Below are 25980 nucleotides of genomic sequence, written 5' to 3' on the forward strand. Positions count from 1 at the left end.
CGTGGAACGGCAACTGGACGCTTACTGCGAACACCTGCGCAGTGAGCGGCAAGTGTCGCCGCATACGCTGTACGCCTACCGCCGCGACCTCGACAAAGTGCTCGGCTGGTGCGTCAAACAGAACATCGGCAGCTGGGCCACGCTGGACATCCAGCGGCTGCGCAGCCTGATCGCTCGCTTGCATGCACAAGGCCAATCGTCCCGCAGCCTGGCGCGGCTACTGTCGGCGGTGCGCGGGCTCTATCATTATCTGAACCGCGAAGGCCTGTGCGACCACGACCCGGCCAATGGCCTGGCACCGCCCAAAGGCGAGCGTCGTCTGCCGAAAACCCTCGACACCGACCGTGCGCTGCAACTGCTGGAAGGCGCGGTAGAGGATGATTTCCTGGCCCGTCGGGATCAGGCGATACTGGAGTTGTTCTATTCCTCCGGCTTGCGGCTTTCGGAGCTGACCGGGCTCAACCTCGATCAGCTGGACCTGGCTGACGGCATGGTTCAGGTCCTCGGTAAAGGCAGCAAGACCCGGCTGTTGCCGGTCGGCAAAAAGGCTCGCGAAGCATTGGAGTTATGGTTGCCGTTGCGGGCCATGGCCAACCCGGCGGACGACGCGGTGTTTGTCAGTCAGCAAGGCCGGCGCCTTGGCCCCCGGGCGATTCAGGTGCGGGTCAAGGCCGCCGGCGAGCGCGAACTGGGGCAGAACCTGCACCCGCACATGTTGCGACACTCTTTCGCCAGCCATTTGCTGGAGTCCTCTCAGGACTTACGCGCCGTGCAGGAACTGCTCGGCCACTCGGATATCAAGACCACCCAGATCTACACCCATCTGGACTTCCAGCACCTGGCGACCGTCTACGACAGCGCCCATCCACGGGCCAAACGCATTAAAGGCGATGATTCATGACCATCCAACTGATCACCTTCGACCTCGACGACACCCTGTGGGACACCGCCCCGGTAATCGCCAGCGCCGAAGCCATATTGCGTGAATGGCTGACCGAGCATGCGCCGAACCTGGGCGCGGTGCCGGTGGAGCATTTGTGGTCGATTCGCGAGCGGGTGTTGAGCAACGAGCCGAACCTCAAGCACCGAATCAGTGCGCTGCGTCGGCGGGTGCTTTTTCATGCTCTGGAAGAGGCTGGTTACGACCATGGTCAAGCCTCAGACCTGGCTGATCAAAGTTTTGAAGTGTTTCTGCATGCCCGGCATCAATTGGAAGTATTCCCCGAAGTCGAGCCGACGCTGGAGACACTCGCCAAGCACTACGCCCTCGGTGTAGTGACCAACGGCAACGCCGATGTGCGCCGACTGGGCCTGGCGGACTACTTCAGGTTTGCCCTGTGCGCCGAAGACATCGGCATCGCCAAACCGGATGCGCGACTGTTTCATGAAGCGTTGCAACGTGGCGGCGCGACCGCCGAAACCGCGGTGCATATCGGCGATCATCCTGGCGATGACATTGCCGGAGCACAGCAGGCGGGGTTGCGGGCGATCTGGTTTAACCCGGCGGGCAAAGTGTGGGAAGCCGAGAGGGCGCCGGATGCCGAGATTCGCAGTTTGACCGAGTTGCCTGCGCTGCTGGCGCAATGGAACACCCAACACTGACCCTATGTAGAACACACATCCTGTGGGAGCGGGCTTGCTCGCGAAAGCGGTATGTCAGCCAACATCAATGCTGGATGTGATGGACTCTTCGCGAGCAAGCCGCTCCCACACTGGATCACACCGGGTTCGAGACTTTTGACACCTCCCATGAAAAAGCCCGCAGCGACGGCGGGCTTTTTCAGCAAGCAGGAAGCAGGCGCTTAGATAGGCCGGCTGCCGTACTTGTTATCAGGCTTCTTGGGAGGATCGGCGACCACATTGGCCTCCACTTCCTGCACCTTGCCGCCCCGTGCCAGAAACTCTTCCATGGCCTTGGCCAGGGCATCGCGTTCCTTGTTCTTGGCTTCGACGCTCGGCAGCTCATCGACCGATACCGCTGCCTTGGCCTTGCCTTTGGCAGTGGGAACGGGCGCATCAGCACCGTCATCGTCAGCAACGTCTTCCGCTGCTGCTTCCAGGCCTTCTTCGGCCTCGTCTTCGTCGCCTACTTCGAGGTCGTCGTTTTCCAGATCATCGTCGCTCATGTTCTACCTCATGACTTGCGAAAAGCAGATTAGTTATAGCCCAGCTTCGCCATCTGTCGAAGGCCGCCGGAAAAAATTCAACTGCCGTTGCTGACCAACGGCTTATGCCCCTTCACCGTGTACGGTGGCGAGGACTTTACGGGCACCGCCATGATCACGGTGCTCGCCCAGATAAACGCCTTGCCAGGTTCCCAACGCCAGTCGGCCTGCCGAGATCGGCAAACTGAGCTGACAGCCAAGCACGCTGGCCTTGAAGTGCGCCGGGAGGTCGTCCTGGCCTTCGTCGTTATGCTCATAGTCGTCCGCTCCTTGTGGGATCAGACGATTGAAAAATCGTTCGAAGTCGCGACGTACCGCCGGATCGGCGTTCTCGTTGATGGTCAACGACGCCGAGGTATGCTGCAGCCACAAATGCAACAGACCGACCCGACACGCCTTGAGTTCAGGCAAGCCGGCGAGTAACTCATCCGTTACCAGATGAAAGCCCCGAGGCCGTGCCCGCAGGGTTATCAGAGTCTGTTGCCACATACAGTTCTCCGCACGTTCGGGGCGCATTCTAGCGCGCTCTGGGAAAAAACAAAGACCCTAATATTCCTTCAATCGTGTAAGCCATTGGCCGTAGAAAAACACCCGTTATAAACGTCCCTGAACGTGTATGAAAAAACCTTTCAGCCTTTCCTTCACTGACAAATCCCAGACAAAAAAATGCCCGGCAAGCCGGGCAATTTTTTACGGGCGTGCTTACAAGTTGTAGCCCCGTTCGTTGTGCAGCGCCAGATCGATACCGACTGCTTCTTCTTCCTCGGTGATACGCAGCCCCATGACAGCGTCCAGAACCTTGAGGATGATGAAGGTGACGATCGCGGTGTAGATCACCGTGAAGCCCACGCCTTTGCACTGAATCCAGACTTGAGCCGCGATGTCGGTAACGGTGCCGAAGCCACCCAGGGACGGTGCCGCGAACACACCCGTCAGGATCGCGCCGAGGATACCGCCGATACCGTGCACGCCGAAGGCGTCGAGGGAGTCGTCGTAACCCATTTTGCGTTTCAGAGTCGTGGCACAGAAGAAGCACACCACGCCTGCCGCCAGACCGATGATCATCGAGCCCATCGGGCCAACGGTACCCGCCGCCGGAGTGATCGCAACCAGACCGGCCACCACACCCGAAGCGATACCCAATGCGCTAGGTTTGCCGTGGGTCAGCCACTCGGCGAACATCCAGCCCAGGGCTGCGGCGGCGGTGGCGATCTGAGTCACCAGCATGGCCATGCCGGCAGTGCCGTTGGCGGCCGCAGCGGAACCGGCGTTGAAACCGAACCAGCCGACCCACAACATCGCAGCACCCATCAAGGTGTAACCAAGGTTGTGCGGCGCCATTGGGGTGGTTGGGAAGCCTTTACGCTTGCCCAGTACCAGACAGGCAATCAGCCCGGCTACACCGGCGTTGATGTGCACCACGGTGCCGCCTGCGAAGTCGAGCACGCCCCAGTCGCCCAACAGCGAACCCGGACCGCTCCAGACCATGTGCGCAATTGGCGCGTAAACCAGGGTGAACCAGATCCCCATGAACACCAGCATTGCGGAGAACTTCATCCGCTCGGCGAAAGCACCGACGATCAACGCAGGGGTGATGATGGCGAAGGTCATCTGATAGGTGACAAATACCGCCTCGGGGAACAGCGCCGCGGGGCCGGTAATACTGGCAGGCGTGATGCCGGCGAGGAACGCCTTGGCGAAGCTGCCGACGAACGAATTGAGGTTGACGACGTTGGCTTCCATACCCGTTGTGTCAAACGCCATGCTGTAGCCGTAAAGGAACCACAGGATGGTGACCAGGCCGGTAATGGCGAAGCATTGCATCATCAACGAAAGAACGTTTTTGGAACGAACCATGCCGCCGTAGAACAGCGCGAGGCCGGGAATGGTCATGAACAGCACCAGGGCTGTCGAGGTCATCATCCAGGCGGTGTCGCCGGAGTTTAGGACTGGAGGAGCCACCGGATCTGCCGCCATGGCCAAGCCAGGCATTACGATGGACAACAGGGCTCCTAGCCCTGCGAATTTACGCAGAGTCATTTTGTTTTCTCCTGGGGCGTTGGGTTTGTGGCGGCTTAGATTGCGTCGGTATCGGTTTCGCCGGTACGGATGCGAATCGCCTGTTCCAGATTGACCACGAAGATCTTGCCGTCACCGATCTTGCCGGTGTTGGCGGCCTTGGTTATCGCCTCGATAACCCGGTCCAGATCCTTGTCGTCAATGGCGACATCGATCTTCACCTTAGGCAGAAAATCGACCACGTACTCCGCGCCGCGATACAGCTCGGTGTGACCCTTCTGCCGACCGAAGCCTTTGACTTCAGTAACGGTAATGCCCTGCACGCCGATCTCGGACAGCGACTCGCGCACGTCGTCCAGTTTGAACGGCTTGATGATGGCAGTGACTAGCTTCATGAAAACTCTCTCCCGAATTGGTGGACTTGCCCCAGGAAAACAAACCCGACTCAAGTCTAAGCGCAGTGCCTGGCTTTGTAACGCATCGTCGGCTTTACCTGCCCGTCCGACGCCAGCTAACCACTCCGCACGAAACTTCCCCCGTTCCGCTTGGCGCACTGCATTCGTCACAGCGACTGCATCAGTGCATGGGTCACCAGCGACTAAGCAGAAAGCTTGCCATCTATCCAAAACCCATTGATTTCAAGCCCTTGGCCGCTGCCACAAGCCCTTCCAGTCGATTGGCGCAACGGTTACGCACAACAACAGTGCGCGGCCGTCCACTCGCATGCGCGAAAAGCGTGCATCCCAGCCGCCGAGATTGACTATAGACACTGCGTGGTACACTGCCCGCCATTGTTGACAGGACATTTCCCATGCTCGCGCCCAAAGACTTCCTCGACGCCCTTAGCGGCACCGCTTCCCGCCTCTTCAGCGGCGACACCCCACTGCCGAAAAGCGAAATCGAAAGCCAGTTCAAGGCCCTGCTGCAGAGCGGCTTCAGCAAGCTGGACTTGGTGAGCCGTGAAGAATTCGACAGCCAGATGGTTGTGCTGGCGCGGACCCGCGCCCGGTTGGAGAGCTTGGAGGCGAAAGTGGCGGAGCTGGAAGCGAAGCTCAATCCACCTGCCGAGTAACGTACTGACTCTTCTGTGAAATGCATTCCCTGTGGGAGCGGGCTTGCTCGCGAATGAGGGCGCCTCGGTCTACCAGCCCTCCCATACTGGACAGACCACCTTTGTAGGAGCTGTCGAAGGCTGCGATCTTTTGATCCTTAGCCTCGCAAACATCCCGGCAACGTCCTACAAAGAACACCACCGCCGTCCGATTGCGTCGTAAGGCCTCCAGTTTCTATGCTCATCCCCAGCTGAATGTTCAGCTCTGGGTTTGGCGACCCGGAAGACCCCGACGCACCGCGACCACATTCGACCGAGGAATTTGTTCCCATCTCGAATTATGGCGGCTATGCGTGGGAGACCTTCGGGTCTGCCGGTTTTCGGGCGTCACCGGTTCGCCAACCCGCGCATGGCTGCCACCTTTTTCGTTTGGCGACGATCAGAGGCAGTTTTCTTCATTTGATCCCGAGAACTGCACCATGGACGAAAACTATCTAATCCCCCACATCTTCACCCGCCACAAACTCCACCTCCACGCCCTCCTCCTCGAAAACCAAGCCTGGTTCAGCGCCCGCGACCTCGGCCGATTGCTCCGCCTCTTCCTCGACGAACGAGCGCTACGCAAACTCGATCCCGACCAACACCAGAATCTGCAAATGCTCATCCACGGCACTGTAGAAAACACACTGCTGATCAGCGAATCCGGCGTCTACGCATTACTGGTCTACCACTACTGCCCCGAATACCGAGGCCTGCGCGAATGGCTGACCCACGACGTAGTACCAGCCCTCAGAGACGCCCAACAACCCACCTCAACCGAACGCCCGATTCTGAGCCTGCTCAATTGGCCGCAGATGTCGTTGAGTTTGCTGCACTGGAATAACCAGCCGTGGATTCGGTTGCAGGATGTTCCGCAACTGCTGCCGAATGAGGAGCGACCGCGAAGTATGGTCAATGCTCCGTGGTGGAAGCGTGCGTCACAAATACTCCAGGCATTCTGAACGACAAAAAACCCCACGTTTATCGCGTGGGGTTCGTTCAGGAACAGAGGTTCAGGCGCAGTGCGGGAGCCGCTCAACCTGATCCCGGATCGCAGCCCCTCGTTCGATCTCGGCTTTTCGCAAATCGTATGTCGATTGCAGGTTCAGCCAAAACTCGGGAGTCGTGTCCAGGCAGATAGATAGCCTTAGAGCCATATCGGCACTGACACCTCGACGCTGAAGTACGATGTCGTTCACCGTAGGCGTCGAAACGCTCAACGCTCTGGCCAAGGCTGCAGCCGTAAGGCTCAGAGGCTCCAGGTATTCCTCTTTGAGGATCTCGCCAGGGTGAACCGGGCGCATACCATTCTTAGTCATTACTCACCTCAGTGATAATCGACGATTTCGACATTCTCTGGTCCGTTAAGACCCCAAACAAAGCAAATTCACCATTGAGCGTTGATGCGGATGCTGTGCTGACCTTTTCGATCTCCTTCCAGCGCCTCCAATCGATTGCCTGGTGGTGATCGAAGGTCCATCAGCACCGCAGCAGCATCAAGCATCGTCAGCTTTCGTTCCACGACACTCAGAATGGCTGACCACATACGGGTCTTTCCGTTGCGAAACAGGTACTCGGTCTCAGAACACTTAAAGCCAACGATCATAATTTAAAGCTTAACGTTATGCATTAATCTTGAGTGTATAACCTGAATTCACTAATGCAAACGCGGTGTTGCGATTCTTGGTCCCCCTCTCAAAACTTTAGGAAAAGGACTACCTGAGCCCTTCAGAAGGCTTTCGAAATCCAGCCGAATCCTACAAAAACAAGCGCCAATTCCCATTGCATCAAAACCGTGTCCACCTCTTAAGCTGACTGACCCAAAAAAACCAATCTACAAATCGAAAAGGTCGCTATGAAATCTAAAAAACAAAAAGCCAAACTGTTACTCGCCACTAAATATCATGCTGAGGCACTCCGGTTAGCCGGGAGCGTATCGGCCAATCAACGCCGCTTTTTTGATGTCGCCGCTGCTCAGGGCAAAGAACTTGAACCGAATGGCTGGCTTGCAGGCACGAGCCTGACGAAGCTCCCGGATTAGCTCACCAAAACTCGCAACATCCTGCGAAAGTTTCCTTCCCTAGCCGCCACGCTAAACCCTCACTCCCCGTCTACCCTTCAAAAACCCGCAGGAAGCGGTTCCCCGTCAGCTCAAGGAACGACCATGTCCCTATCCATCGTCCACAGCCGCGCCCAAGTCGGCGTGGATGCGCCCGCCGTCACCGTCGAAGTGCATCTGGCCAACGGCTTGCCATCGCTGACCATGGTCGGGCTGCCCGAGGCGGCGGTGAAGGAAAGCAAGGACCGGGTGCGTAGCGCGATCATCAATTCGGGACTGCAATTCCCTGCGCGGCGGATCACCTTGAATCTCGCTCCCGCCGATTTGCCGAAGGACGGCGGGCGGTTCGATCTGGCGATTGCCTTGGGGATTCTGTCGGCCAGCGTGCAGGTGCCGACGTTGACGCTGGATGACGTGGAGTGCCTGGGAGAGCTGGCGCTGTCGGGCGCGGTGCGGGCGGTTCGGGGGGTATTGCCGGCGGCGCTGGCAGCGCGCAAGGCCGGGCGCACGCTGGTGGTGCCGCGAGCGAATGCCGAAGAGGCGTGCCTGGCGTCGGGGTTGAAGGTGATTGCGGTGGATCATTTGCTGGAAGCGGTCGCGCATTTCAATGGCCACACGCCCATCGAACCCTACGCTTCCAACGGTTTGCTCTACGCCAGCAAACCCTACCCCGACTTGAATGAAGTTCAGGGACAACTGGCGGCCAAGCGAGCCTTGCTGATTGCAGCGGCGGGGGCTCATAACCTGCTGTTCAGCGGTCCGCCGGGGACGGGGAAAACGTTGTTGGCGAGTCGTCTGCCGGGGTTGTTACCGCCATTGGCCGAGAGCGAAGCACTGGAAGTCGCGGCGATTCAATCGGTCGCCAGTTGTGTGCCGTTGAGTCATTGGCCACAGCGTCCCTTCCGACAGCCACACCACTCCGCCTCAGGCCCGGCACTGGTGGGTGGCGGCTCGAAACCGCAACCCGGCGAAATCACCCTCGCCCACCATGGCGTGTTGTTCCTCGATGAGCTTCCAGAGTTTGATCGCAAGGTATTGGAGGTGTTGAGAGAGCCATTGGAATCCGGCCACATCGTGATTTCCCGCGCCAAGGACCGCATACGCTTTCCGGCGCGCTTTCAATTGGTGGCTGCGATGAATCCCTGCCCCTGTGGATATCTTGGCGAGCCAAGCGGCCGTTGTTCCTGTACGCCGGACATGGTGCAGCGCTATCGCAACAAGCTGTCGGGGCCGCTGCTGGACCGCATCGATCTGCACCTGACGGTTGCTCGGGAGGCCACGGCGTTGAATCCTGCGTTGAAACCCGGCGACGATACAGCCACCGCCGCCGAGTTGGTTGCTGATGCAAGAGAGCGGCAACACAAACGCCAGGGTTGCGCCAATGCCTTCCTCGACCTGCCAGGCCTACGCCGGCACTGTAAGTTATCCACAGCCGATGAAAACTGGCTGGAATCCGCCTGCGAGCGTTTAACGCTGTCGTTGCGAGCGGCCCATCGACTGCTCAAGGTCGCGCGCACGCTGGCGGACCTTGAGCAGGCTGACGGGATCAGACGCGAACACCTGGCCGAAGCGCTGCAATATCGGCCAACAACGCTCTAGTCCGTATCACCCCTTGGTCAGATCAACCAACGGCGTCTGCCGCACTTCAGTCTCGCGCCCGCCCTGAATCTCGCTCACCCGTTTCAACGCCTTATCCACAGCCGCCTTATCCGCCAACAAGCTGTAGCTGATACGGAACTGCTTCTGTTCCTTCGGCGCAATTGTCGGCACCAGGTTCAGTGGCCGCTGATACCGGCGGTTATAGGAAAAGCTCGTTCCCGGCTCCAGCCCCGTAACATAGCCCTGGCCCTGGGTATCGGTGTTTTTCCACAGGGAGAACACCGGCAGTGTTTGAGTGTTGAAGCCGACCGAGACACCCAGGCTGCCGGCCTTGTTATGCAGCACGGTCAACGTATCGCCCTTGGCATCGGCATACGGCACCACGTTGTAAACCGTTTCGTCGTAGTCCTTGGTCGGTGCGCGGTAGGTTTGCCAGTCCGGCAAATCGCCCTTGGCTTTGTCGTTGAACGGCGACACCTGCTTCACCGGCGCGGCGAAGCGGGCGCCCTGTTCCAGGAACGGGGTGCTGAAGTTGCTGTGATACAGCGCTTGGTATTCCTTCGGATAATCACCGTTGTTGGTCAGAGTGTCGTTGAGGGCGAACACAACGCTGCCGGGGTCGGTGACCAGTTCGGTCGCGACGGAGAAGTCGACTTTCTTGAATGCCTGCTCTTTCAGTTCACCGCGCAGACTGATGGCGTATGGCGGTTTTTCATCAATGTGCAGGGTGACTTTGTTGGCCGGGATGTTGGCGGCGCGACCGTGCAGGGTCAGCAGCTCGCCATTGTCCATGCCGGGATGGCCGACCCATTCGTAGCCGCAGCGGGTGACCAGTTCATTGAAACCTTCCAGCCAGCCCAGGCCACCGCGGCCGTTGAGTTCGATGAAGGACGGGTTGACCACTTCCTTGACCGGCGAATCCCAGCCCATGCGCACATTGCCGACCGAAGCTTGCAGCACGTTCATGCCGCGAGTCGGCACCACCGAGAGTTTCATCGTGCCGTTATCGATGTCGACGATGCTGACACCCTCCTGCCGACCGCCGTGCAAGGTGCGCAGGGTTACGGAGAAGGGTTTGGCGGTTTTTACCCCGAGTTGCTGGCTGGTGATCTGCCAGTTCTGGGCGGCTTTGTCGGTATCGAGCAGGACGTAATCCCAGGCCATGGCGTGGGAAGCAGCGGACAGTGCGCTGAGGGCAACGAAGAGTTTGAGCGGGGTCATGGCAGCAGCCTTTATTGGAGTTGTGCCATTTTTATAAACTTGAAGAAACGTTTCAGCAAGCATAAAAATCGAGATCACGACGGCAAATGCCAAATGATCGTCGATACGGGGCTTGTGGATAACGCGCAGAATCGAGTTGATGCCATCGCGAGCCTACTCGCGATGGCGATTTGGGCAGCGCCTCAACGAAACCGGTCAACCTCACGCCGCAAGTCCGCCGCGAGCTTCTCCAGCTCTTTGGCAGTCACCGCCAGGTTCGACACCACTTCCCGCTGCTCACTGTTCGCCAGGGCGATGCTTTGCAGGTTGCTGCTGAGCAAGGTCGCGGTGCTGCTTTGTTCATGGGTCGCGGTGGTGATGGCGGCGAACTGCTGACCGGCAGAGCGGCTTTGCTCATCGATCCGCGCCAGGGCTGAGGCGACGTTGGCGTTGCGCGACAAGCCTTCCTGCATCAGCACGTTACCCTGCTCCATGGTGCTGATCGCGTTGCCGGTTTCCTGCTGGATACTTTGGATCATCCCGGAAATTTCATCAGTGGCCTGGCGAGTACGTGAGGCCAGGTTGCGCACCTCATCGGCAACCACCGCAAACCCACGACCTTGTTCACCGGCACGGGCGGCTTCAATGGCGGCGTTGAGCGCCAGCAAATTGGTTTGCTCGGCGATCGCAGTGATCACCCCGACAATGCCGCCGATTTCCTGGGAACGCTGACCCAAGGTGTTGATCACCGTCGCGGTGCTGTTCAGCGCACCAGCGATTTGTTCCAGGGACGAGGACGCTTCGTCCATCGACGTACGACCGATCTGAGTTTGCTGTGCGTTTTCCTGCGCCAGGCGCTGGGTGTTGCCCATGTTGTCGGCAATGTTCAACGAGGTGGCGCTGAACTCTTCCACGGCGCCGGCCATGCTGGTGATCTCGCCGGACTGCTGCTCCATCCCTTCATAGGCACCACCGGACAAGCCAGACAACGCCTGGGCGCGGCTGTTGACCTCTTCCGAGGCTCTACGAATGTGCTCGACCATGGTCGACAAAGCCTGGCTCATCTGGTTGAAAGCGCGGGCCAACTGACCGATTTCGTCGTTGCTCGACACATTCAGGCGCACGCTCAAATCACCGGCACCCAAGGCTTCGGCCTGACGCACCAGATCCCCCAGCGGCGCCAGTTTGCTGCGCAACAACCAGACCGCCGAACCCACCGCCAGCAACATCGCCAGCAGACTGCCGATGGCCAGGCGAATGCCGACGCTCCAGGTCACCGCGCGGATTTCCGCTTTCGGCATGCTCGCCACCACCGACCATGGGCCGCCTTCGAACGGCACGGCAATGCTGTAGAAGTCTTGCGACTTGTCGCTCCAGAAATCGCCCTTGCCCGGTGTCTTGGCCAGACCGACGATGGCCGGGACAGCTACGTCCAATGCTTGCGCACCGGCGATCGGCACCAGCCATTTGTTCTGCTCATCGAGCAGCGCCAGGGAGCCAGTCTGGCCGATGCGGAAGCGCTTGAGGTTTTCGAACTGGGCGTTCTGGGCGTCGGTGTAATCGAAACCTACGAACAGCACGGCAATCACCTTACCGCCGCTGTCGCGTACGGGGGTGTACTGAGTCATGTAGGACCGTTCAAAGAGCAAAGCACGACCGACGTAGCTCTGGCCGGCCATCAAGCGCGCATAAGCCGGGTGAGCGTGATCCAGCAATGTGCCGATGGCCCGGGTGCCGTCCTGTTTGCTCAGGGACGTGCTGACCCGAATGAAGTCTTCGCCACTGCGCACGAACAGCGTCGCAACGCCGGCAGTCATTTGCTTGAACTCATCCACTTCCTTGAAGTTGTTGTTCAACACTTCGCCACCCAGGTGCAGGCCCGGAGTCTGCACACCCGCCACGGTCACCGGCTCATCCGGGTGCACGCTCAGACCGGCGCTGAAGCGCTTCTCGAACAGGCCGCTCAGGCGCTGGGTACTTTCACGCAACGTGCCGTGGAACGTGCTCAGCTGATCGGCCAGCAGCCGCGCCTCGCTGGCCAGGTGCTCTTCGCGGGTGGCGAGGTTGGCGGCGTCCAGCGAGCGCAGGGCAAACACGGTGCTGCCGCTGATGACAATCGCCAGTATCACGGCAAGCGCAAGACCCAGCTGTGAGGCAATCCGAGCACGAGGTTGAGACATGACAGCTCCTGACCCAGTGGGCCGGATCATCCTGATCCCGTCGCACTCGGCTAAATTTCTGATAGTGGGGAAAACGTGGAGCCTGGCACGAAGGTTCCATCAGCAGATTTTCGGCGGCAAAGCCGAATACTTGAGTGATTAACGGGGATATGGCTCAAGGCCGCCATTGCAGCGGCTCCATCGATTCAGCCCAGGCGCTCGACATCCGGTAATTCCATAGCCCGGACTTCGCCTTGCAGGAAATCGCTGAGCCGGCGCAAACGTTCACCTCCCGGGCGGGTTTTCGGCCACACCAGGTAATAATTCTCACCACTGGCGACGGCCGTCGGCCACGGCAAACTCAGGCGTCCTTGGGCGACATCCTCCGCCACCATCAGCAAATCACCCATGGACACGCCGTAGCCACGGGCGGCAGCGATCATGCCCAGTTCCAGGGTGTCGAACACCTGCCCGCCCTTGAGCGAGACCTGATCGCTCAGGCCCATGCGCTCCAGCCAGTTGCGCCAGTCACGGCGGTCCGGCGTCGGGTGCAGCAGTTCGGTGCTGGCCAGGCGCGCAACGTCCCACGGTTGATCCTTCAGCAGATTCGGCGCGCCCACCGGAATCAACTCTTCGGGGAACAGCAAAGTCGTCTCCCAGTCCGGTGGAAAATGCCCGTTGCTGAGGATGACGGCGCAGTCGAAGGGTTCGTGGTTGAAGTCCACCGTATCGACGTCCATCCAGGCGCTGGTCAATTGCACCTCGTTCCCCGGGCGCAAATGCCGAAAGCGACTGAGCCGCGCCAACAGCCAACGCATGGTCAGGGTCGACGGGGCTTTCATGCGCAGGATGTCGTCTTCGGCGCGCAAGGTGTTGCAGGCCCGCTCAAGGGCGGTGAAGCCTTCGCGAATGCCCGGCAGGATCAGCCGCGCTGACTCGGTCAGTTGCAGGTTGCGCCCGCTGCGATGAAACAGCCGACAGGCGAAATGCTCTTCGAGCGTACGAATGTGCCGGCTGACCGCACTTTGCGTGATCGATAATTCTTCGGCGGCGCGGGTGAACGAGCTATGCCGCGCCGCCGCTTCGAATGCTCGAAGGGCATACAAGGGAGGAAGACGACGAGACATTCGGAAAGCTCCTATAGCGCGGTTGCCTCAACTTATCAGAAAGTCCCAAGCATGAGTTTTAATCATGCCACCCATCCTTTTTATCCCTTTGTGGAAACCCCGCAGAGCGCCGAGAATCGACGCTTCCTGTTCTCTTTGACAATCGAGCGTGATGATCATGCAGCATCCAGCGCGTATTGAACTCTGGGCCATCCTGCGGCTGGCGGGGCCGTTGATTGCCTCGCAGTTGGCGCACATGTTGATGGTCCTCACCGACACCTTGATGATGGCGCGCCTGAGTCCCGAGGCGCTGGCCGGCGGCGGTCTGGGCGCGGCGACGTATTCGTTCGTGTCGATCTTCTGCATCGGCGTGATCGCGGCGGTCGGCACCCTGGTGGCGATCCGTCAGGGCGCGGGCGACATCATTGGCGCGGCAAGGCTGACCCAGGCCGGTTTGTGGCTGGCCTGGTTGATGGCGCTGGTGGCGGGTCTGCTGCTGTGGAACCTCAAACCGGTGTTGCTGTTGTTCGGCCAGACCGCAACCAACGTCCAGGCGGCCGGCCAGTTTCTGCTGATTCTGCCGTTCGCCCTGCCCGGCTACCTGAGTTTCATGGCACTGCGCGGCTTCACCAGCGCCATCGGCCGGGCGACGCCGGTGATGGTCATCAGCCTAGGCGGCACCGTGGCCAACTTCCTGCTCAACTATGCCTTGATCACCGGCATGTTCGGCCTGCCGAAATTGGGCCTGATGGGCATCGGCCTGGTCACGGCGATCGTCGCCAACCTCATGGCGCTGGCGCTCGCACTGCACATTCGTCGGCACCCGGCCTATGACGCTTATCCGTTGCGCCAGGGTCTGTCGCGACCCAATCGTCAGTATTTGAAAGAACTGTGGCGCCTGGGCCTGCCGATTGGCGGCACCTATGCGGTGGAAGTCGGCCTGTTTGCCTTCGCCGCGCTGTGCATGGGCACCATGGGCAGTACGCAATTGGCAGCGCACCAGATCGCCCTGCAGATCGTCTCGGTGGCGTTCATGGTTCCGGCGGGGCTTTCCTACGCGATCACCATGCGCATCGGCCAGCATTACGGCGCCGGGCAATTGATGGATGCGCGGCTGGCCGGACGGGTCGGGATCGCCTTCGGGGCGGTGTCGATGCTGGGGTTTGCGATGGTCTTCTGGCTGCTGCCGAATCAGTTGATCGGCTTGTTCCTCGACCACAACGACCCGGCGTTTCGCCCGGTCATCGAACTGGCCGTGAGCTTGTTGGCGGTGGCGGCGTGGTTCGAGCTGTTCGACGGCACGCAAACCATTGCCATGGGCTGCATCCGCGGACTCAAGGATGCCAAGACCACGTTCCTGGTGGGTTTGGGCTGCTATTGGCTGATTGGTGCGCCGGCCGCCTGGTGGATGGCCTTCCATCTGAACTGGGGGCCGACGGGCGTTTGGTGGGGATTGGCCCTGGGGCTGGCGTGTGCGGCGGTGAGCCTGACGCTGGCGTTTGAGTGGAAGATGACTCGAATGATTCGGCGCGAGCCATCGTCACAGCCGAGCTTCCAAATCACCCAGCCTGACTAAACCCTGTAGGAGCGAGGCGTGCCCGCGAAGGCGGAGTGTCAGTTAACAACAATATCGACTGACACTCCGCCTTCGCGGGCAAGCCTCGCTCCTACGGTACGTTGTTAAGCCAGCACAGCCTGCTGGCTGGAGCCGAAGGTCAAATACTCAACCAATTCCGCCAACGGCAATGGCTTGCTGATCAGATACCCCTGCACCTGATCGCAACCAAACCCGCGCAACAAATCCAGCTGCTCCGGTGTTTCCACCCCTTCGGCAACCACTTCGAGGTTGAGGTTGTGCGCCAGGTTGATCATGGCATGCACCAGTTTGCGATTCTCTTCCCGCTCTTCCATGCCGCCGACAAAGCTCTTGTCGACCTTCAGCAAGGCGATCGGCAGGCTGTTGAGGTGCACGAACGAAGAGAACCCGGTGCCGAAATCGTCCAGCGAGAAGCGCACGCCGAGGCGTCCCAGGGCGTCCATGGTCTGCTTGACCAGATCGCTGCGACGCATCACTGCCGTTTCGGTCAGTTCGAACTCCAGCCATTGCGCCTCGACGCCACGCTCGGCAATCAGCCGGCTCAATGTCGACAGTAACTGGCTGTCCTGAAACTGCCGGAACGACAGGTTGATCGCCATGTGCAGCGCCGGCAGCCCCCGCTCGCGCAACGCCTGCATGTCCCGCAAGGCCCGGGAAATCACCCAGTAACCCAGCGGTACGATCAAGCCGCTCTGCTCGGCCAGCGGCACGAATTCGCTGGGGGCCAGCAAGCCACGCTCGCCATGACGCCAGCGCACCAAGGCTTCGAGGCCGACGATCTGGCCGTCCTCGAGGTTCAGGCGCGGCTGGTAATGCAACTCCAGCTCATCGCGGCGTAAGGCCCGGCGCAGCTCGCTTTCAAGGTCGGCGATGCTGCGGGCATTGCGATTGATCCGTTCGTTGAAGATGTGAAAGGTGCAGCCCTGAGTGCTCTTGGCCTGCTGCATGGCGATGTGCGCGTGCCACATCAGCGGGTCGGCGCCGGCCTGCGCCCGGGCGTGAGCAATGCCGAGGCTGGAACCGATCAACAGGCTTTCGCCGTCGATCCAGTAGGGTTCGGACAAGGCTTCGGTAATCCGTTCGGCCATCCATTCGGCGCGCTGAGGAGCGCGACGGGTGTCGATCAGCAGGGCGAATTCATCGCTGCCCAGCCGCGCCAGTTGATCGCCGGCCTCCAGCTGGCTTTTCAGCCGCGAGACCACCTGCAGGATCAACCGATCGCCAGCCTGATGGCCGAGGGCGTCGTTGGCGTGTCGAAAATTGTCGAGGTCGAGGTGACCGAGGGCCAGGCCGCGGCCATCGTTGTCCGCCAGACGCGCCGCCAGCAAGGTCTGAAAACCCTGACGGTTGGCGATGCCGGTCAGCGGATCCTGTTCGGCCAGGCGCTGCAAGGTGTTTTCCAGTACGCCGCGCTCACGCACATGGCGCAGGCAGCGGCGCAACATGCCGGGATCCAGCAGATTGCGCACCAACCAGTCGCTCACGCCATCGGGCGGCGCCAGCGGCTCGTGTTCGAGCAGCAACACCGTCGGCAGGCTGCAACGGCCGGGGGCCGGCTGCAGAGCAGGAATCGTCAACAACACCGCGCTGCGGTTGTCATCGAACAGGTTGCTGACCGACTCCCAGCTCGGCGCGCTAAGCAGCACCGCTGAGCTCCCCATCGGAGCCAGACACTCGCGCAACAACGCCGCCCATGCTGGCTCTTCGGCCAGTAGCAGCAAACGCAAGGGTTCGACAGGCGTAGACAAGCTAGCTCCCTAGACTCTGCAAAGATGTAGGCGGCGGGCATTATGCCGCTCGGGTAACCAATGACCAAATGACATCGGTTATCAATCACGACTTCGAGTCTTGAATACGTACATTAGACGCGAATTCACTGCGCATCCTGCGTGAAAGTATCAAAACCGGCAAATAGAGATCGCGTGTTGCGTCACAAGTCGGAGAGAGCAGCACAATTCGCTGAGCCTGTTAAAATGCCGGCCCATTTCGCTGATGACTCCCTGATTTCGTATGTCCCGACTCAATCCCCGGCAGCAAGAAGCCGTGAGCTACGTCGGCGGCCCTCTTTTGGTGCTCGCCGGCGCAGGCTCCGGCAAGACCAGCGTGATCACGCGCAAAATTGCGCACCTGATCCAGAGCTGCGGCATCCGTGCCCAGTACATCGTCGCCATGACCTTTACCAACAAGGCCGCGCGGGAGATGAAGGAACGGGTCGGAACGCTGCTCAAGGGCGGCGAAGGCCGTGGCCTGACGGTCTGCACCTTCCACAACCTGGGCCTGAACATCATCCGCAAGGAACACGTGCGGCTGGGCTACAAACCGGGCTTCTCGATCTTCGACGAGACCGACGTCAAAGCCCTGATGACCGACATCATGCAGAAGGAATACTCGGGCGACGATGGCGTCGACGAGATCAAGAACATGATCGGCGCCTGGAAAAACGACCTGATCCTGCCGCCCGAAGCCCTGGAAAACGCACGCAACCCCAAGGAACAGACCGCCGCCATCGTCTACACCCACTACCAGCGCACGCTCAAGGCGTTCAACGCGGTGGACTTCGACGACCTGATCCTGCTGCCGGTAAAACTGTTCCAGGAACACGACGACATCCTGGAAAAATGGCAGAACAAGGTCCGCTACCTGTTGGTGGACGAATACCAGGACACCAACGCCAGCCAGTATTTGCTGGTGAAACTGCTGATCGGCAAACGCAACCAGTTCACCGTGGTAGGCGATGACGACCAGTCGATCTACGCCTGGCGCGGCGCCCGCCCGGAAAACCTGATGCTGCTCAAGGACGATTACCCGTCCCTGAAAGTGGTGATGCTGGAGCAGAACTACCGCTCCACCAGCCGCATCCTGCGCTGCGCCAACGTGCTGATTTCGAACAACCCGCACGAATTCGAAAAGCAGCTGTGGAGTGAAATGGGTCACGGCGACGAGATCCGCGTGATCCGCTGCCGCAACGAAGACGCCGAAGCCGAGCGCGTGGCCGTGGAAATCCTCAGCCTGCACTTGCGCACCGACCGGCCCTACAGCGATTTCGCGATTCTGTATCGCGGCAACTACCAGGCCAAGCTGATCGAGCTGAAGCTGCAGCATCACCAGGTGCCTTACCGACTGTCCGGCGGCAACAGCTTTTTCGGACGTCAGGAAGTGAAGGACCTGATGGCCTACTTCCGCCTGATCGTGAACCCGGACGACGACAACGCCTTTCTGCGGGTGATCAACGTCCCACGCCGGGAGATCGGTTCGACCACGCTGGAAAAGCTGGGCAACTACGCCACCGAGCGCAAAATCTCGATGTACGCCGCCACCGACGAAATCGGCCTGGGCGAACACCTGGACAGCCGCTTCACCGATCGCCTGTCGCGCTTCAAGCGTTTCATGGACAAGGTCCGCGAGCAGTGCGCCGGCGAAGACCCGATCTCCGCCCTGCGCAGCATGGTCATGGACATCGACTACGAGAACTGGCTGCGCACCAACAGCTCCAGCGACAAGGCCGCCGATTACCGCATGGGTAACGTCTGGTTCCTGATCGAGGCGCTGAAGAACACGCTGGAAAAAGACGAAGACGGCGAGATGACCGTCGAAGACGCCATCGGCAAACTCGTCCTGCGCGACATGCTGGAGCGTCAGCAGGAAGAGGAAGACGGTGCCGAAGGTGTGCAGATGATGACCTTGCACGCCTCCAAGGGCCTGGAATTCCCTTACGTGTTCATCATGGGCATGGAAGAGGAAATCCTCCCGCACCGCTCCAGCATCGAAGCCGACACTATCGAAGAGGAACGCCGTCTGGCCTACGTCGGGATTACCCGAGCGCGTCAGACGCTGGCTTTCACCTTCGCCGCCAAGCGCAAGCAATATGGCGAGATCATCGACTGCGCGCCCAGCCGCTTCCTCGATGAACTGCCGCCGGACGACCTGGCCTGGGAAGGCAACGACGACACCCCGACCGAAGTCAAAGCCGTTCGTGGCAACAGCGCATTGGCAGATATACGCGCAATGCTAAAGCGCTAGAATTGACCACATTTATTTAGACCTTCGGCGCAACAGACGCCAACAGAGGACAGCTTCATGGAAGCACTGCACAAGAAAATTCGCGAAGAAGGCATCGTGCTTTCCGACCAGGTCCTGAAAGTCGACGCCTTTCTGAACCACCAGATCGACCCGGCCCTGATGAAGCTGATCGGCGACGAATTCGCCTCGCTGTTCAAGGATTCGGGCATCACCAAGATCGTCACCATCGAAGCCTCGGGTATCGCCCCGGCGATCATGACCGGCCTGAACCTCGGCGTACCGGTGATTTTCGCGCGCAAGCATCAGTCCCTGACCCTGACTGAAAACCTGCTGTCGGCGACGGTCTACTCGTTCACCAAGCAGACCGAAAGCACTGTGGCGATCTCCCCGCGTCACCTGACCAGCAGCGACCGCGTGCTGATCATCGACGACTTCCTGGCCAACGGTAAGGCTTCGCAAGCGCTGATCTCGATCATCAAACAGGCCGGCGCGACCGTGGCCGGTCTGGGCATCGTGATCGAGAAGTCGTTCCAGGGTGGCCGTGCGGAACTGGATGCCCAGGGTTATCGCGTGGAATCGTTGGCTCGCGTTCAGTCGCTGAAGGATGGCGTCGTAACCTTTATCGAATAAACCAGCTGCATCACCGAACCTGTGGGGGCGGCGGTGCGACGATTCGACTTGCCCGCGATGAGGTCTTAACATTCAACATTGATGTTGGCTGTTCTACCGCCATCGCGGGCAAGTCGAATCGTCGCACCGCCGCCTCCACTGGTTTTTTGTGGCGGCTATTAATGCGCGGTGGCTTTGAGGCCAGTGAGCAACAACCGCTGAAACAAATCCTCTTTCAATCCTTCGGGTTTCGTCAGCTGCATGCGCTCCAGATGCTCGGGAAACTCCGCCGGCTCCGGCGCATCCAGCGCCGCCCTGCCCAATTCCAGAATCTCCGTGAGCTTGAACTTGCTCTTCAACCAGTTCAGCGCCCGCAATAAATCCCGCTCCTGCGTCGTGAAATCGCAGCCCAACGGATATTCCGGAAACAGATTCGAATGCCGTGCCCGAATGGCCTGTAAACGCTGCGGGCTGTTGTCGGCGAAACGCGGATCTAGGCGGAAATGCTTCGGCAATTTGCCAGCGTTCTGCGCCTGTTCGATCAGCCCCGGCTGGAAGCGTGAGTCGCTGATGTGCAGCAACGCCTCGATCACCGCCGCGTCGGTCTTGCCCCGCAGATCGGCGATGCCGTACTCAGTGACGACGATGTCCCGCAGATGCCGTGGGATCGTGCAATGGCCGTATTCCCAGACGATGTTCGAACTGACCTCGCCGCCCGACTCACGCCAACTGCGCAGAAGCAGGATCGAACGCGCGCCTTCCAGTGCATGGCCTTGAGCGACGAAGTTGTATTGCCCGCCAACGCCGCTCAGCACCCGCCCGTCTTCAAGTTGATCGGCCACGCCTGCGCCGAGCAGGGTCATGGTGAACACAGTGTTGATGAAGCGCGCATCAAGGCGCTGCAAGCGTTTGAGTTCTTCCTGGCCGTAGAGCTCATTGATGTAGCTGATGCGGGTCATGTTGAATTCGAGCCGTTTGCTCTGCGGCAACTCGCGCAAGCGCTCGTAGTAACTGCGCGGGCCGAGAAAAAACCCGCCATGCACCGAGATGCCGTCAGGTTGCGCCGCCTCGTCCAGCATCCCAGCATTGGCCTGCCGCTGGGTCGGCACGTCCGGGTAGACCTTGCGTCGCACGATCCCGGCATCCGCCAGCACCAGCAAGCCGTTGACGAACATTTCACTGCATCCGTAAAGGCCCTTGGCGAACGGTTCGATGCCCCCTTCGCGCTCGATCAGCGGCGCCCACTGGCTGAGATTCAGATCCGCCAGCAACGCCTTGTAACCGTCATTGTCCGCTTGCCGCGCCAGCAACGCCGCCGTCAGGGCATCGCCCATGGCGCCGATGCCGATCTGCAAGGTGCCGCCATCGCGCACCAGTGTGCTGGCGTGCAGCCCGATGAAATGATCCTGGCAACCCACCGGCATGTTCGGCGTGGAGAACAACGTGGTGTTGTCCTTGGCGTCGATCAGCAGGTCGAAGGTGTCGATGCCGACTTCCGCATCGCCGGGCATGTACGGCAAATCGTTGTGCACCTGGCCCACCATCAGGATCGTCTCTCCCGCCGCCCGGCGTTTGGCGATCATCGGCAACAGGTCGAGGGTGATGTCCGGGTTGCAGCTCAGGCTCAGACGATCGGGATGTTCGCTGTGGCTGGCGACCAGTTGCGCCACCAGGTTCAAACCGGCGGCATTGATGTCCCGTGCGGCGTGGCTGTAATTGCTGCTGACGTAATCCTGCTGGGCCGGGGCGCTGTTCAGCAGGCTGCCCGGCTGCATGAAGAACTGATGAATGTGGATGTTGTTCGGCAAGCTGTCGCGATGCAGGTCAGCGAGGAAATCCAGTTCCGGGTAATCGCCGAACACCCGGTCGATGAAGGGTTCGAGGAAACGCTTTTGTAAACCATCGCCCAAGGGCGGGCGTCCAAGGCACAGGGCGGTGTAGACCGTCAGCTGCCGCTCGGGCAGTTGCGCGATGCGTTGATACAGCGCGTTGACGAAGTGGTTGGGCTTGCCCAACCCCAGCGGCAGGCCCATGTGGATATGCGCCGGCAATCGTGCCAGGACATCATCGACCGCCTGCTCGATAGAACACAACTGCACCATCTGATCCTCCCGCCCACCCCATGAATTGGGTTGGGCCGAGCTTGCCGGGTCTTTGCTGCAAAGAATAGCCTCAGGCAAATCGCAGGCACAAAAAAGCCGCTCGTAGGCGGCTTTTCGTTGAAGACAGGCTTATTTCAGGCCAGACATCTTCTGGATGGCGCCTTCAAGGTCTTTCAGTTCGCAGTCACTGCAGGTGCCTTTTGGCGGCATCGCATTGAGCCCGCTCAACGCTACCTTCGCCAAGCCAGCAGCGGTGCCGCCTTCTTTATCGGCACGTTTCTTCCAGTCTGCGGCATCACCGATCTTCGGTGCGCCCAACAGGCCGGTGCCATGGCAAGCATTGCAGTGTTTGGCAATAATTTCGTCGGGAGTTTTCGATGCACCGCCGCCAACCGAAGCAGCGACTTCCATCCCCTTGCATTCTTTACCCTGCACACAGACTTGGCCGACTGGTTCAAGACGTTTAGCGATATCGTCGTTGGTCGCAGCTTGTGCGCTGACTGCCCAAAGGGCCAATACGGTTGCTGGTGCGGCCAGCATTTTCATAATTAGGTTCACGCGTACACCCTCAATGGTGGCTAGTCACGCCTGCGGCCACGGTTCGCAGGCGGGCGCAAGTATAGCGGTAAGCCCGCCACACTGAAACAACCCCAAAGTCGAAGGGGTCTTATCACAAGGCGGGAATACAGCATGGGCGTCTGTGCAATCCGGGCACGACGCCGTGTCTCTTAGAAATTCGCTGGAGTGGCTGCGCTGATTAGTCGCGCCGGGGCATCGAACGGATTCCGGAAACGGTGCGGCTTGGTACTTTCAAAGTAGTAGCTGTCGCCGGCCTCGAGCACAAATGTTTCGAGCCCTACCACCAGTTCCAGTCGACCTTCCACCAGAATCCCGGTTTCCTCGCCCTCGTGGGTGAGCATCTCCTCACCGGTGTCGGCGCCTGGCGGGTAGATTTCGTTGAGGAACGCGATCGCGCGGCTCGGGTGAGCCCGGCCGACGAGCTTCATGGTCACTGCGCCATCGGAAATATCGATCAGCTCGTGGGCCTTGTAGACGATCTGAGTCGGCTTTTCCTGCAGGATTTCTTCGGAAAAGAACTCGACCATGGACATGGGAATCCCGCCCAGTACCTTCCTCAGCGAACTGATCGAGGGGCTGACGCTGTTCTTCTCGATCATCGAAATGGTGCTGTTGGTAACACCCGCGCGTTTGGCGAGCTCACGCTGGGAAAGACCTTTGAGCTTACGGATCGATTGCAGTCGTTCACCGACGTCCAATGCTGGAGCCTCCAGGGATTCAGGTTGCAAGAATATTGAGCGTTATCATGGCGACAGCGTTCAGTATTTACAACACTTGAGCCTGAATCCAGCCTGGCGAAGCGACTTTCGGTTCGGAGGACTGTTCGTCAAGCCCCGGAATAGAGCAGCGGCACCCGGCGCAGGTTGCAGAAGATCTGATAAGGAATCGTGTCGGCGGCCGTCGCGACGTCACTGGCGAGGATATTTTTGCCCCACAACTCGACGGGCGAACCGAGGCCGGCTTGCGGTACGTCGGTCAGGTCGACGCAGAGCATGTCCATCGATACCCGCCCCAGCAACTGACTGCGCTGCCCGGCCACCAGCACCGGCGTGCCGCTCGGTGCCTGACGCGGATAACCGTCGGCGTACCCCATCGCCACCACGCCCACACGCATCGGTTTGGGGGTAATGAATTTCGCGCCGTAACCAATCGGCTCGCCGGCCGGCAGTTCACGCACGCAAATCACCTTCGATTCCAGGGTCATCACCGGTTGCAGGCGAGACGCCACGGCATTGGCCTCTTCGAACGGCGTCGCGCCGTAGAGCATGATGCCCGGGCGCACCCAATCGCTCGGAATCTGCGGCCAACCAAGCACCGCCGGCGAGTTACGCAGGCTGATTTCGGCCGCCAAACCCTTACGCGCCGCTTCGAATACCGCGACCTGATCGACGCTGGCGTGGCAGTGCAGCTCATCGGCGCGGGCGAAGTGACTCATCAACACGATCTTCGCCACTTGGCCGCTGGCCAGCAGCCGTTGATAGGCGGCCTGGTAATCCGCTGGATGCAGACCAACCCGATGCATGCCGGAGTCGAGCTTGAGCCACACCGTGATCGGTTTGCTCAGCGTGGCTTTTTCGATGGCTTCGAGTTGCCACAACGAATGCACCACACACCAGAAGTCATGCTCAACGATCAGCGCCAACTCATCGGCTTCGAAAAAACCTTCCAGCAGCAACACCGGCGCACGAATACCGGCGGCGCGCAGCTCCAGGGCCTCTTCGATACACGCCACGGCAAATCCGTCCGCCTCGGCTTCCAGTGCCTGGGCGCAACGCACCGCGCCATGGCCGTAGGCATCGGCCTTGATCACCGCGAGGGCACGGGCACCCGTGACTTCACGGGCAATCCGGTAGTTGTGACGCAGGGCTTGAAGGTCAATCAGGGCACGGGCAGGACGCATGGCGGCAGACTTCTAGGCGGTCATTGGGAAAAAAACCGGCGCTGGCTGACAGCGTGAACCACCAACAGCGCCGGGAGAGGGATCTTTGTGACTTGATTTATGGCAGAGCGTTTACGGCAGCGCGGCAACGACCGACAGCTCGACCAGGATTTGCGGTTCACACAGCTTCGATTCGACCGTGGCACGGGCCGGCGCGACGCCTTTTGGCAGCCACTGGTCCCACACCGAATTCATGCCTGCGAAGTGCGCGTCGATGTCTTTCAGGTAAATGGTCACCGAGAGCAGACGGTTCTTGTCCGTCCCGGCCAGATCCAGCAGACGCTCGATATTGGCGAGGGCTTCACGGGTCTGCTGTTCAATCCCGGCGCTCATGTCGTCGCCGACCTGTCCTGCCAGATACACGGTACCGTTATGGACAACGATCTGGCTCATGCGCTCATTGGTGAGCTGGCGCTGGATTGACATGTTTTGCAGGCTCCTTAAGTTTGTTGCCATAACGGGAAATATCGAGGCCTTCGGCGCTGATCTGCGGCGTTCTCTTGGCCATCAGGTCAGCCAGCAAACGACCGGAACCACAAGCCATGGTCCAGCCGAGCGTGCCGTGGCCCGTATTCAAGAACAGATTTTTAAACGGTGTGGCGCCGACAATCGGCGTCCCGTCCGGAGTAGTCGGACGCAGGCCGGTCCAGAAACTCGCTTCGGGCAGATTGCCGCCCTGAGGATAAAGGTCGTTGACGATCATCTCCAGGGTTTCGCGCCGGCGCGGGTTCAACGACAGGTCAAAACCGGCGATTTCAGCCATGCCGCCGACGCGGATGCGGTTGTCGAAGCGGGTGATCGCGACCTTGTAGGTCTCATCGAGAATGGTCGACGTCGGGGCCATCGCCGGGTTGGTGATCGGCACGGTCAGCGAGTACCCCTTGAGTGGGTACACCGGGGCCTTGATACCCAGCGGCTTGAGCAACTGCGGCGAGTAACTGCCGAGGGCCAGCACGTAACGGTCGGCGGTTTCCAGCTTGCCGTCGATCCACACACCGTTGATGCGATCACCGGCGAAGTCGAGACGCTGGATGTCCTGGCCGAAGCGGAACTCCACACCCAGTTTCACGGCCATTTCGGCCAGGCGGGTGGTGAAAATCTGGCAGTCGCCGGTCTGGTCGTTCGGCAGGCGCAAGGCACCGGCGAGGATGTCGGTGACGCTGGCCAGGGCCGGTTCGACCCGGGCAATGCCGGCGCGGTCGAGCAGCTCGAACGGCACGCCGGACTCTTTCAGCACGGCGATGTCTTTGGCGGCGCCATCAAGCTGCGCCTGGGTGCGGAACAGCTGAGTAGTACCGAGGCTACGGCCTTCGTAGGCAATGCCGGTTTCGGCGCGCAATTCGTCGAGGCAATCGCGGCTGTACTCGGACAGACGCACCATGCGCTCCTTGTTCACCGCGTAACGGCTGGCGGTGCAGTTGCGCAGCATCTGCGCCATCCACAGGTATTGGTCGATGTCGGCGGTGGCCTTGATCGCCAATGGCGCATGGCGCTGCAGCAGCCACTTGATGGCTTTGAGCGGCACGCCCGGTGCGGCCCACGGCGAGGCATAACCCGGCGAAACCTGCCCGGCGTTGGCGAAACTGGTTTCCATGGCCGGCGCTGGCTGACGGTCCACGACCGTCACTTCAAAGCCGGCTCGTGCCAGATAATAGGCACTGGCGGTACCGATGACGCCGCTACCCAAGACCAGAACGCGCATTTTCATATCCCTCATCGCGGCTTACCGCTGACGTT

25 protein-coding genes are annotated in these 25980 nt (G+C 60.1%); 9 read left to right on the forward strand and 16 right to left on the reverse strand.

Going from position 1 to position 25980, the window contains the following annotated elements; all coding sequences use genetic code 11:
* Position 1: 1 nt before the first annotated feature.
* Positions 2-901 carry a tyrosine recombinase XerC gene (gene xerC, locus AC30D7_RS00705; protein WP_490132667.1) on the forward strand — a complete coding sequence of 300 codons (900 nt, stop codon included), beginning with the start codon at positions 2-4 and terminating at the stop codon, positions 899-901.
* The gene (locus AC30D7_RS00710) at positions 898-1602 is read left to right on the forward strand and encodes an HAD family hydrolase (RefSeq protein WP_490132668.1); all 705 of its coding nucleotides are present in this window, start codon (positions 898-900) and stop codon (positions 1600-1602) included. The genes xerC and AC30D7_RS00710 overlap by 4 nt, the downstream gene beginning before the upstream one ends.
* A 200-nt stretch (positions 1603-1802) precedes the next feature.
* Here AC30D7_RS00710 and sutA read toward each other — a convergent pair whose 3' ends face one another.
* The 4 genes from sutA to glnK form a co-directional block, all read right to left on the reverse strand.
* On the reverse strand, positions 1803-2126 hold the full coding sequence (sutA, locus tag AC30D7_RS00715) for a transcriptional regulator SutA (protein ID WP_490132669.1): 324 nt from the start codon (positions 2124-2126) through the stop codon (positions 1803-1805).
* Between the two features lie 102 nt (positions 2127-2228).
* Positions 2229-2654, reverse strand: coding sequence for a secondary thiamine-phosphate synthase enzyme YjbQ (locus AC30D7_RS00720; RefSeq protein WP_253417638.1), 426 nt, complete (start codon positions 2652-2654; stop codon positions 2229-2231).
* 213 nt (positions 2655-2867) lie between these two features.
* Positions 2868-4205: an ammonium transporter gene (locus AC30D7_RS00725; RefSeq protein WP_018927528.1), complete on the reverse strand. Its 1338-nt coding sequence runs from the start codon at positions 4203-4205 to the stop codon at positions 2868-2870.
* Positions 4206-4240: 35 nt separating this feature from the next.
* The gene (glnK, locus tag AC30D7_RS00730) at positions 4241-4579 is read right to left on the reverse strand and encodes a P-II family nitrogen regulator (RefSeq protein ID WP_002555808.1); all 339 of its coding nucleotides are present in this window, start codon (positions 4577-4579) and stop codon (positions 4241-4243) included.
* Between the two features lie 416 nt (positions 4580-4995).
* Between glnK and AC30D7_RS00735 the strand changes: the two genes are divergently transcribed.
* Positions 4996-5256, forward strand: coding sequence for an accessory factor UbiK family protein (locus AC30D7_RS00735; protein ID WP_008076132.1), 261 nt, complete (start codon positions 4996-4998; stop codon positions 5254-5256).
* Between the two features lie 458 nt (positions 5257-5714).
* Positions 5715-6236, forward strand: a complete 522-nt coding sequence (locus tag AC30D7_RS00740) for a BRO-N domain-containing protein (protein ID WP_490132670.1) — start codon at positions 5715-5717, stop codon at positions 6234-6236.
* A gap of 51 nt (positions 6237-6287) precedes the next feature.
* On the opposite strand, the gene AC30D7_RS00745 is transcribed toward AC30D7_RS00740, so the two are convergent.
* Together AC30D7_RS00745 and AC30D7_RS00750 are read right to left on the reverse strand one after the other, a co-directional pair.
* Positions 6288-6593: a HigA family addiction module antitoxin gene (locus AC30D7_RS00745; RefSeq protein WP_030129123.1), complete on the reverse strand. Its 306-nt coding sequence runs from the start codon at positions 6591-6593 to the stop codon at positions 6288-6290.
* 68 nt (positions 6594-6661) lie between these two features.
* Positions 6662-6880 (reverse strand): type II toxin-antitoxin system RelE/ParE family toxin, encoded by a 219-nt coding sequence (locus AC30D7_RS00750; RefSeq protein ID WP_490132671.1) that lies wholly within the window; start codon positions 6878-6880, stop codon positions 6662-6664.
* Positions 6881-7129: 249 nt separating this feature from the next.
* On the opposite strand from AC30D7_RS00750, the gene AC30D7_RS00755 reads away from it, so the two are divergent.
* Both AC30D7_RS00755 and AC30D7_RS00760 read left to right on the forward strand, forming a co-directional pair.
* Positions 7130-7315, forward strand: coding sequence for a hypothetical protein (locus AC30D7_RS00755; RefSeq protein ID WP_490132672.1), 186 nt, complete (start codon positions 7130-7132; stop codon positions 7313-7315).
* Positions 7316-7438: 123 nt separating this feature from the next.
* Complete coding sequence (locus AC30D7_RS00760; RefSeq protein ID WP_490132673.1) at positions 7439-8932, forward strand: YifB family Mg chelatase-like AAA ATPase; 1494 nt, start codon at positions 7439-7441, stop codon at positions 8930-8932.
* 6 nt (positions 8933-8938) lie between these two features.
* Here the strand turns inward: AC30D7_RS00760 and AC30D7_RS00765 are convergent, their stop codons facing one another.
* The 3 genes from AC30D7_RS00765 to AC30D7_RS00775 form a co-directional block, all read right to left on the reverse strand.
* The gene (locus AC30D7_RS00765; protein ID WP_490132674.1) at positions 8939-10153 is read right to left on the reverse strand and encodes an aldose 1-epimerase family protein; all 1215 of its coding nucleotides are present in this window, start codon (positions 10151-10153) and stop codon (positions 8939-8941) included.
* 182 nt (positions 10154-10335) lie between these two features.
* Positions 10336-12312, reverse strand: a complete 1977-nt coding sequence (locus AC30D7_RS00770) for a methyl-accepting chemotaxis protein (protein WP_490132675.1) — start codon at positions 12310-12312, stop codon at positions 10336-10338.
* Between the two features lie 185 nt (positions 12313-12497).
* The gene (locus AC30D7_RS00775; RefSeq protein WP_019580487.1) at positions 12498-13418 is read right to left on the reverse strand and encodes a LysR substrate-binding domain-containing protein; all 921 of its coding nucleotides are present in this window, start codon (positions 13416-13418) and stop codon (positions 12498-12500) included.
* 157 nt (positions 13419-13575) lie between these two features.
* Here AC30D7_RS00775 and AC30D7_RS00780 point away from each other — a divergent pair, with 157 nt between their 5' ends.
* Positions 13576-14973: a NorM family multidrug efflux MATE transporter gene (locus AC30D7_RS00780; RefSeq protein ID WP_490132676.1), complete on the forward strand. Its 1398-nt coding sequence runs from the start codon at positions 13576-13578 to the stop codon at positions 14971-14973.
* Between the two features lie 104 nt (positions 14974-15077).
* Here AC30D7_RS00780 and AC30D7_RS00785 read toward each other — a convergent pair whose 3' ends face one another.
* Complete coding sequence (locus AC30D7_RS00785; protein ID WP_490132677.1) at positions 15078-16742, reverse strand: putative bifunctional diguanylate cyclase/phosphodiesterase; 1665 nt, start codon at positions 16740-16742, stop codon at positions 15078-15080.
* A gap of 262 nt (positions 16743-17004) precedes the next feature.
* Between AC30D7_RS00785 and rep the strand changes: the two genes are divergently transcribed.
* Positions 17005-19014 carry a DNA helicase Rep gene (rep, locus tag AC30D7_RS00790; RefSeq protein ID WP_018927510.1) on the forward strand — a complete coding sequence of 670 codons (2010 nt, stop codon included), beginning with the start codon at positions 17005-17007 and terminating at the stop codon, positions 19012-19014.
* Positions 19015-19071: 57 nt separating this feature from the next.
* Positions 19072-19644, forward strand: a complete 573-nt coding sequence (locus tag AC30D7_RS00795) for a xanthine phosphoribosyltransferase (RefSeq protein ID WP_018927509.1) — start codon at positions 19072-19074, stop codon at positions 19642-19644.
* Between the two features lie 158 nt (positions 19645-19802).
* Here AC30D7_RS00795 and AC30D7_RS00800 read toward each other — a convergent pair whose 3' ends face one another.
* The 6 genes from AC30D7_RS00800 to dadA form a co-directional block, all read right to left on the reverse strand.
* Positions 19803-21725: an acetyl-CoA hydrolase/transferase C-terminal domain-containing protein gene (locus AC30D7_RS00800; protein WP_490132678.1), complete on the reverse strand. Its 1923-nt coding sequence runs from the start codon at positions 21723-21725 to the stop codon at positions 19803-19805.
* Between the two features lie 129 nt (positions 21726-21854).
* A complete protein-coding gene (locus AC30D7_RS00805; RefSeq protein WP_081625748.1) occupies positions 21855-22283 on the reverse strand; it encodes a c-type cytochrome in 429 nt (142 codons plus the stop codon).
* Between the two features lie 170 nt (positions 22284-22453).
* Positions 22454-23002: a cupin domain-containing protein gene (locus AC30D7_RS00810; protein WP_018927504.1), complete on the reverse strand. Its 549-nt coding sequence runs from the start codon at positions 23000-23002 to the stop codon at positions 22454-22456.
* Between the two features lie 128 nt (positions 23003-23130).
* Positions 23131-24204, reverse strand: a complete 1074-nt coding sequence (gene alr, locus AC30D7_RS00815; protein ID WP_019580481.1) for an alanine racemase — start codon at positions 24202-24204, stop codon at positions 23131-23133.
* Between the two features lie 111 nt (positions 24205-24315).
* Positions 24316-24669 (reverse strand): RidA family protein, encoded by a 354-nt coding sequence (locus AC30D7_RS00820; protein ID WP_018927502.1) that lies wholly within the window; start codon positions 24667-24669, stop codon positions 24316-24318.
* Positions 24641-25945: a D-amino acid dehydrogenase gene (gene dadA, locus AC30D7_RS00825; protein WP_026331818.1), complete on the reverse strand. Its 1305-nt coding sequence runs from the start codon at positions 25943-25945 to the stop codon at positions 24641-24643. Before dadA ends, AC30D7_RS00820 begins: the two co-directional genes overlap by 29 nt.
* Between the last annotated feature and the right edge of the window lie 35 nt (positions 25946-25980).

Source organism: Pseudomonas sp. DF5, assembly GCF_058148225.1.

What these genes read in the sequence shown, in the direction of transcription:
- AC30D7_RS00770 (WP_490132675.1), bottom strand. Translation starts at nt 12,312, where the DNA reads ATGTCTCAACCTCGTGCTCGGATTGCCTCACAGCTGGGTCTTGCGCTT.
- AC30D7_RS00775 (WP_019580487.1), bottom strand. Translation starts at nt 13,418, where the DNA reads ATGTCTCGTCGTCTTCCTCCCTTGTATGCCCTTCGAGCATTCGAAGCG.
- alr (WP_019580481.1), bottom strand. Translation starts at nt 24,204, where the DNA reads ATGCGTCCTGCCCGTGCCCTGATTGACCTTCAAGCCCTGCGTCACAAC.
- AC30D7_RS00725 (WP_018927528.1), bottom strand. Translation starts at nt 4,205, where the DNA reads ATGACTCTGCGTAAATTCGCAGGGCTAGGAGCCCTGTTGTCCATCGTA.
- AC30D7_RS00750 (WP_490132671.1), bottom strand. Translation starts at nt 6,880, where the DNA reads ATGATCGTTGGCTTTAAGTGTTCTGAGACCGAGTACCTGTTTCGCAAC.
- AC30D7_RS00765 (WP_490132674.1), bottom strand. Translation starts at nt 10,153, where the DNA reads ATGACCCCGCTCAAACTCTTCGTTGCCCTCAGCGCACTGTCCGCTGCT.
- AC30D7_RS00735 (WP_008076132.1), top strand. Translation starts at nt 4,996, where the DNA reads ATGCTCGCGCCCAAAGACTTCCTCGACGCCCTTAGCGGCACCGCTTCC.
- AC30D7_RS00740 (WP_490132670.1), top strand. Translation starts at nt 5,715, where the DNA reads ATGGACGAAAACTATCTAATCCCCCACATCTTCACCCGCCACAAACTC.
- glnK (WP_002555808.1), bottom strand. Translation starts at nt 4,579, where the DNA reads ATGAAGCTAGTCACTGCCATCATCAAGCCGTTCAAACTGGACGACGTG.
- AC30D7_RS00795 (WP_018927509.1), top strand. Translation starts at nt 19,072, where the DNA reads ATGGAAGCACTGCACAAGAAAATTCGCGAAGAAGGCATCGTGCTTTCC.
- AC30D7_RS00710 (WP_490132668.1), top strand. Translation starts at nt 898, where the DNA reads ATGACCATCCAACTGATCACCTTCGACCTCGACGACACCCTGTGGGAC.
- AC30D7_RS00820 (WP_018927502.1), bottom strand. Translation starts at nt 24,669, where the DNA reads ATGTCAATCCAGCGCCAGCTCACCAATGAGCGCATGAGCCAGATCGTT.
- AC30D7_RS00755 (WP_490132672.1), top strand. Translation starts at nt 7,130, where the DNA reads ATGAAATCTAAAAAACAAAAAGCCAAACTGTTACTCGCCACTAAATAT.
- sutA (WP_490132669.1), bottom strand. Translation starts at nt 2,126, where the DNA reads ATGAGCGACGATGATCTGGAAAACGACGACCTCGAAGTAGGCGACGAA.
- AC30D7_RS00760 (WP_490132673.1), top strand. Translation starts at nt 7,439, where the DNA reads ATGTCCCTATCCATCGTCCACAGCCGCGCCCAAGTCGGCGTGGATGCG.
- dadA (WP_026331818.1), bottom strand. Translation starts at nt 25,945, where the DNA reads ATGCGCGTTCTGGTCTTGGGTAGCGGCGTCATCGGTACCGCCAGTGCC.
- AC30D7_RS00720 (WP_253417638.1), bottom strand. Translation starts at nt 2,654, where the DNA reads ATGTGGCAACAGACTCTGATAACCCTGCGGGCACGGCCTCGGGGCTTT.
- AC30D7_RS00780 (WP_490132676.1), top strand. Translation starts at nt 13,576, where the DNA reads ATGCAGCATCCAGCGCGTATTGAACTCTGGGCCATCCTGCGGCTGGCG.
- AC30D7_RS00800 (WP_490132678.1), bottom strand. Translation starts at nt 21,725, where the DNA reads ATGGTGCAGTTGTGTTCTATCGAGCAGGCGGTCGATGATGTCCTGGCA.
- AC30D7_RS00745 (WP_030129123.1), bottom strand. Translation starts at nt 6,593, where the DNA reads ATGACTAAGAATGGTATGCGCCCGGTTCACCCTGGCGAGATCCTCAAA.
- rep (WP_018927510.1), top strand. Translation starts at nt 17,005, where the DNA reads ATGTCCCGACTCAATCCCCGGCAGCAAGAAGCCGTGAGCTACGTCGGC.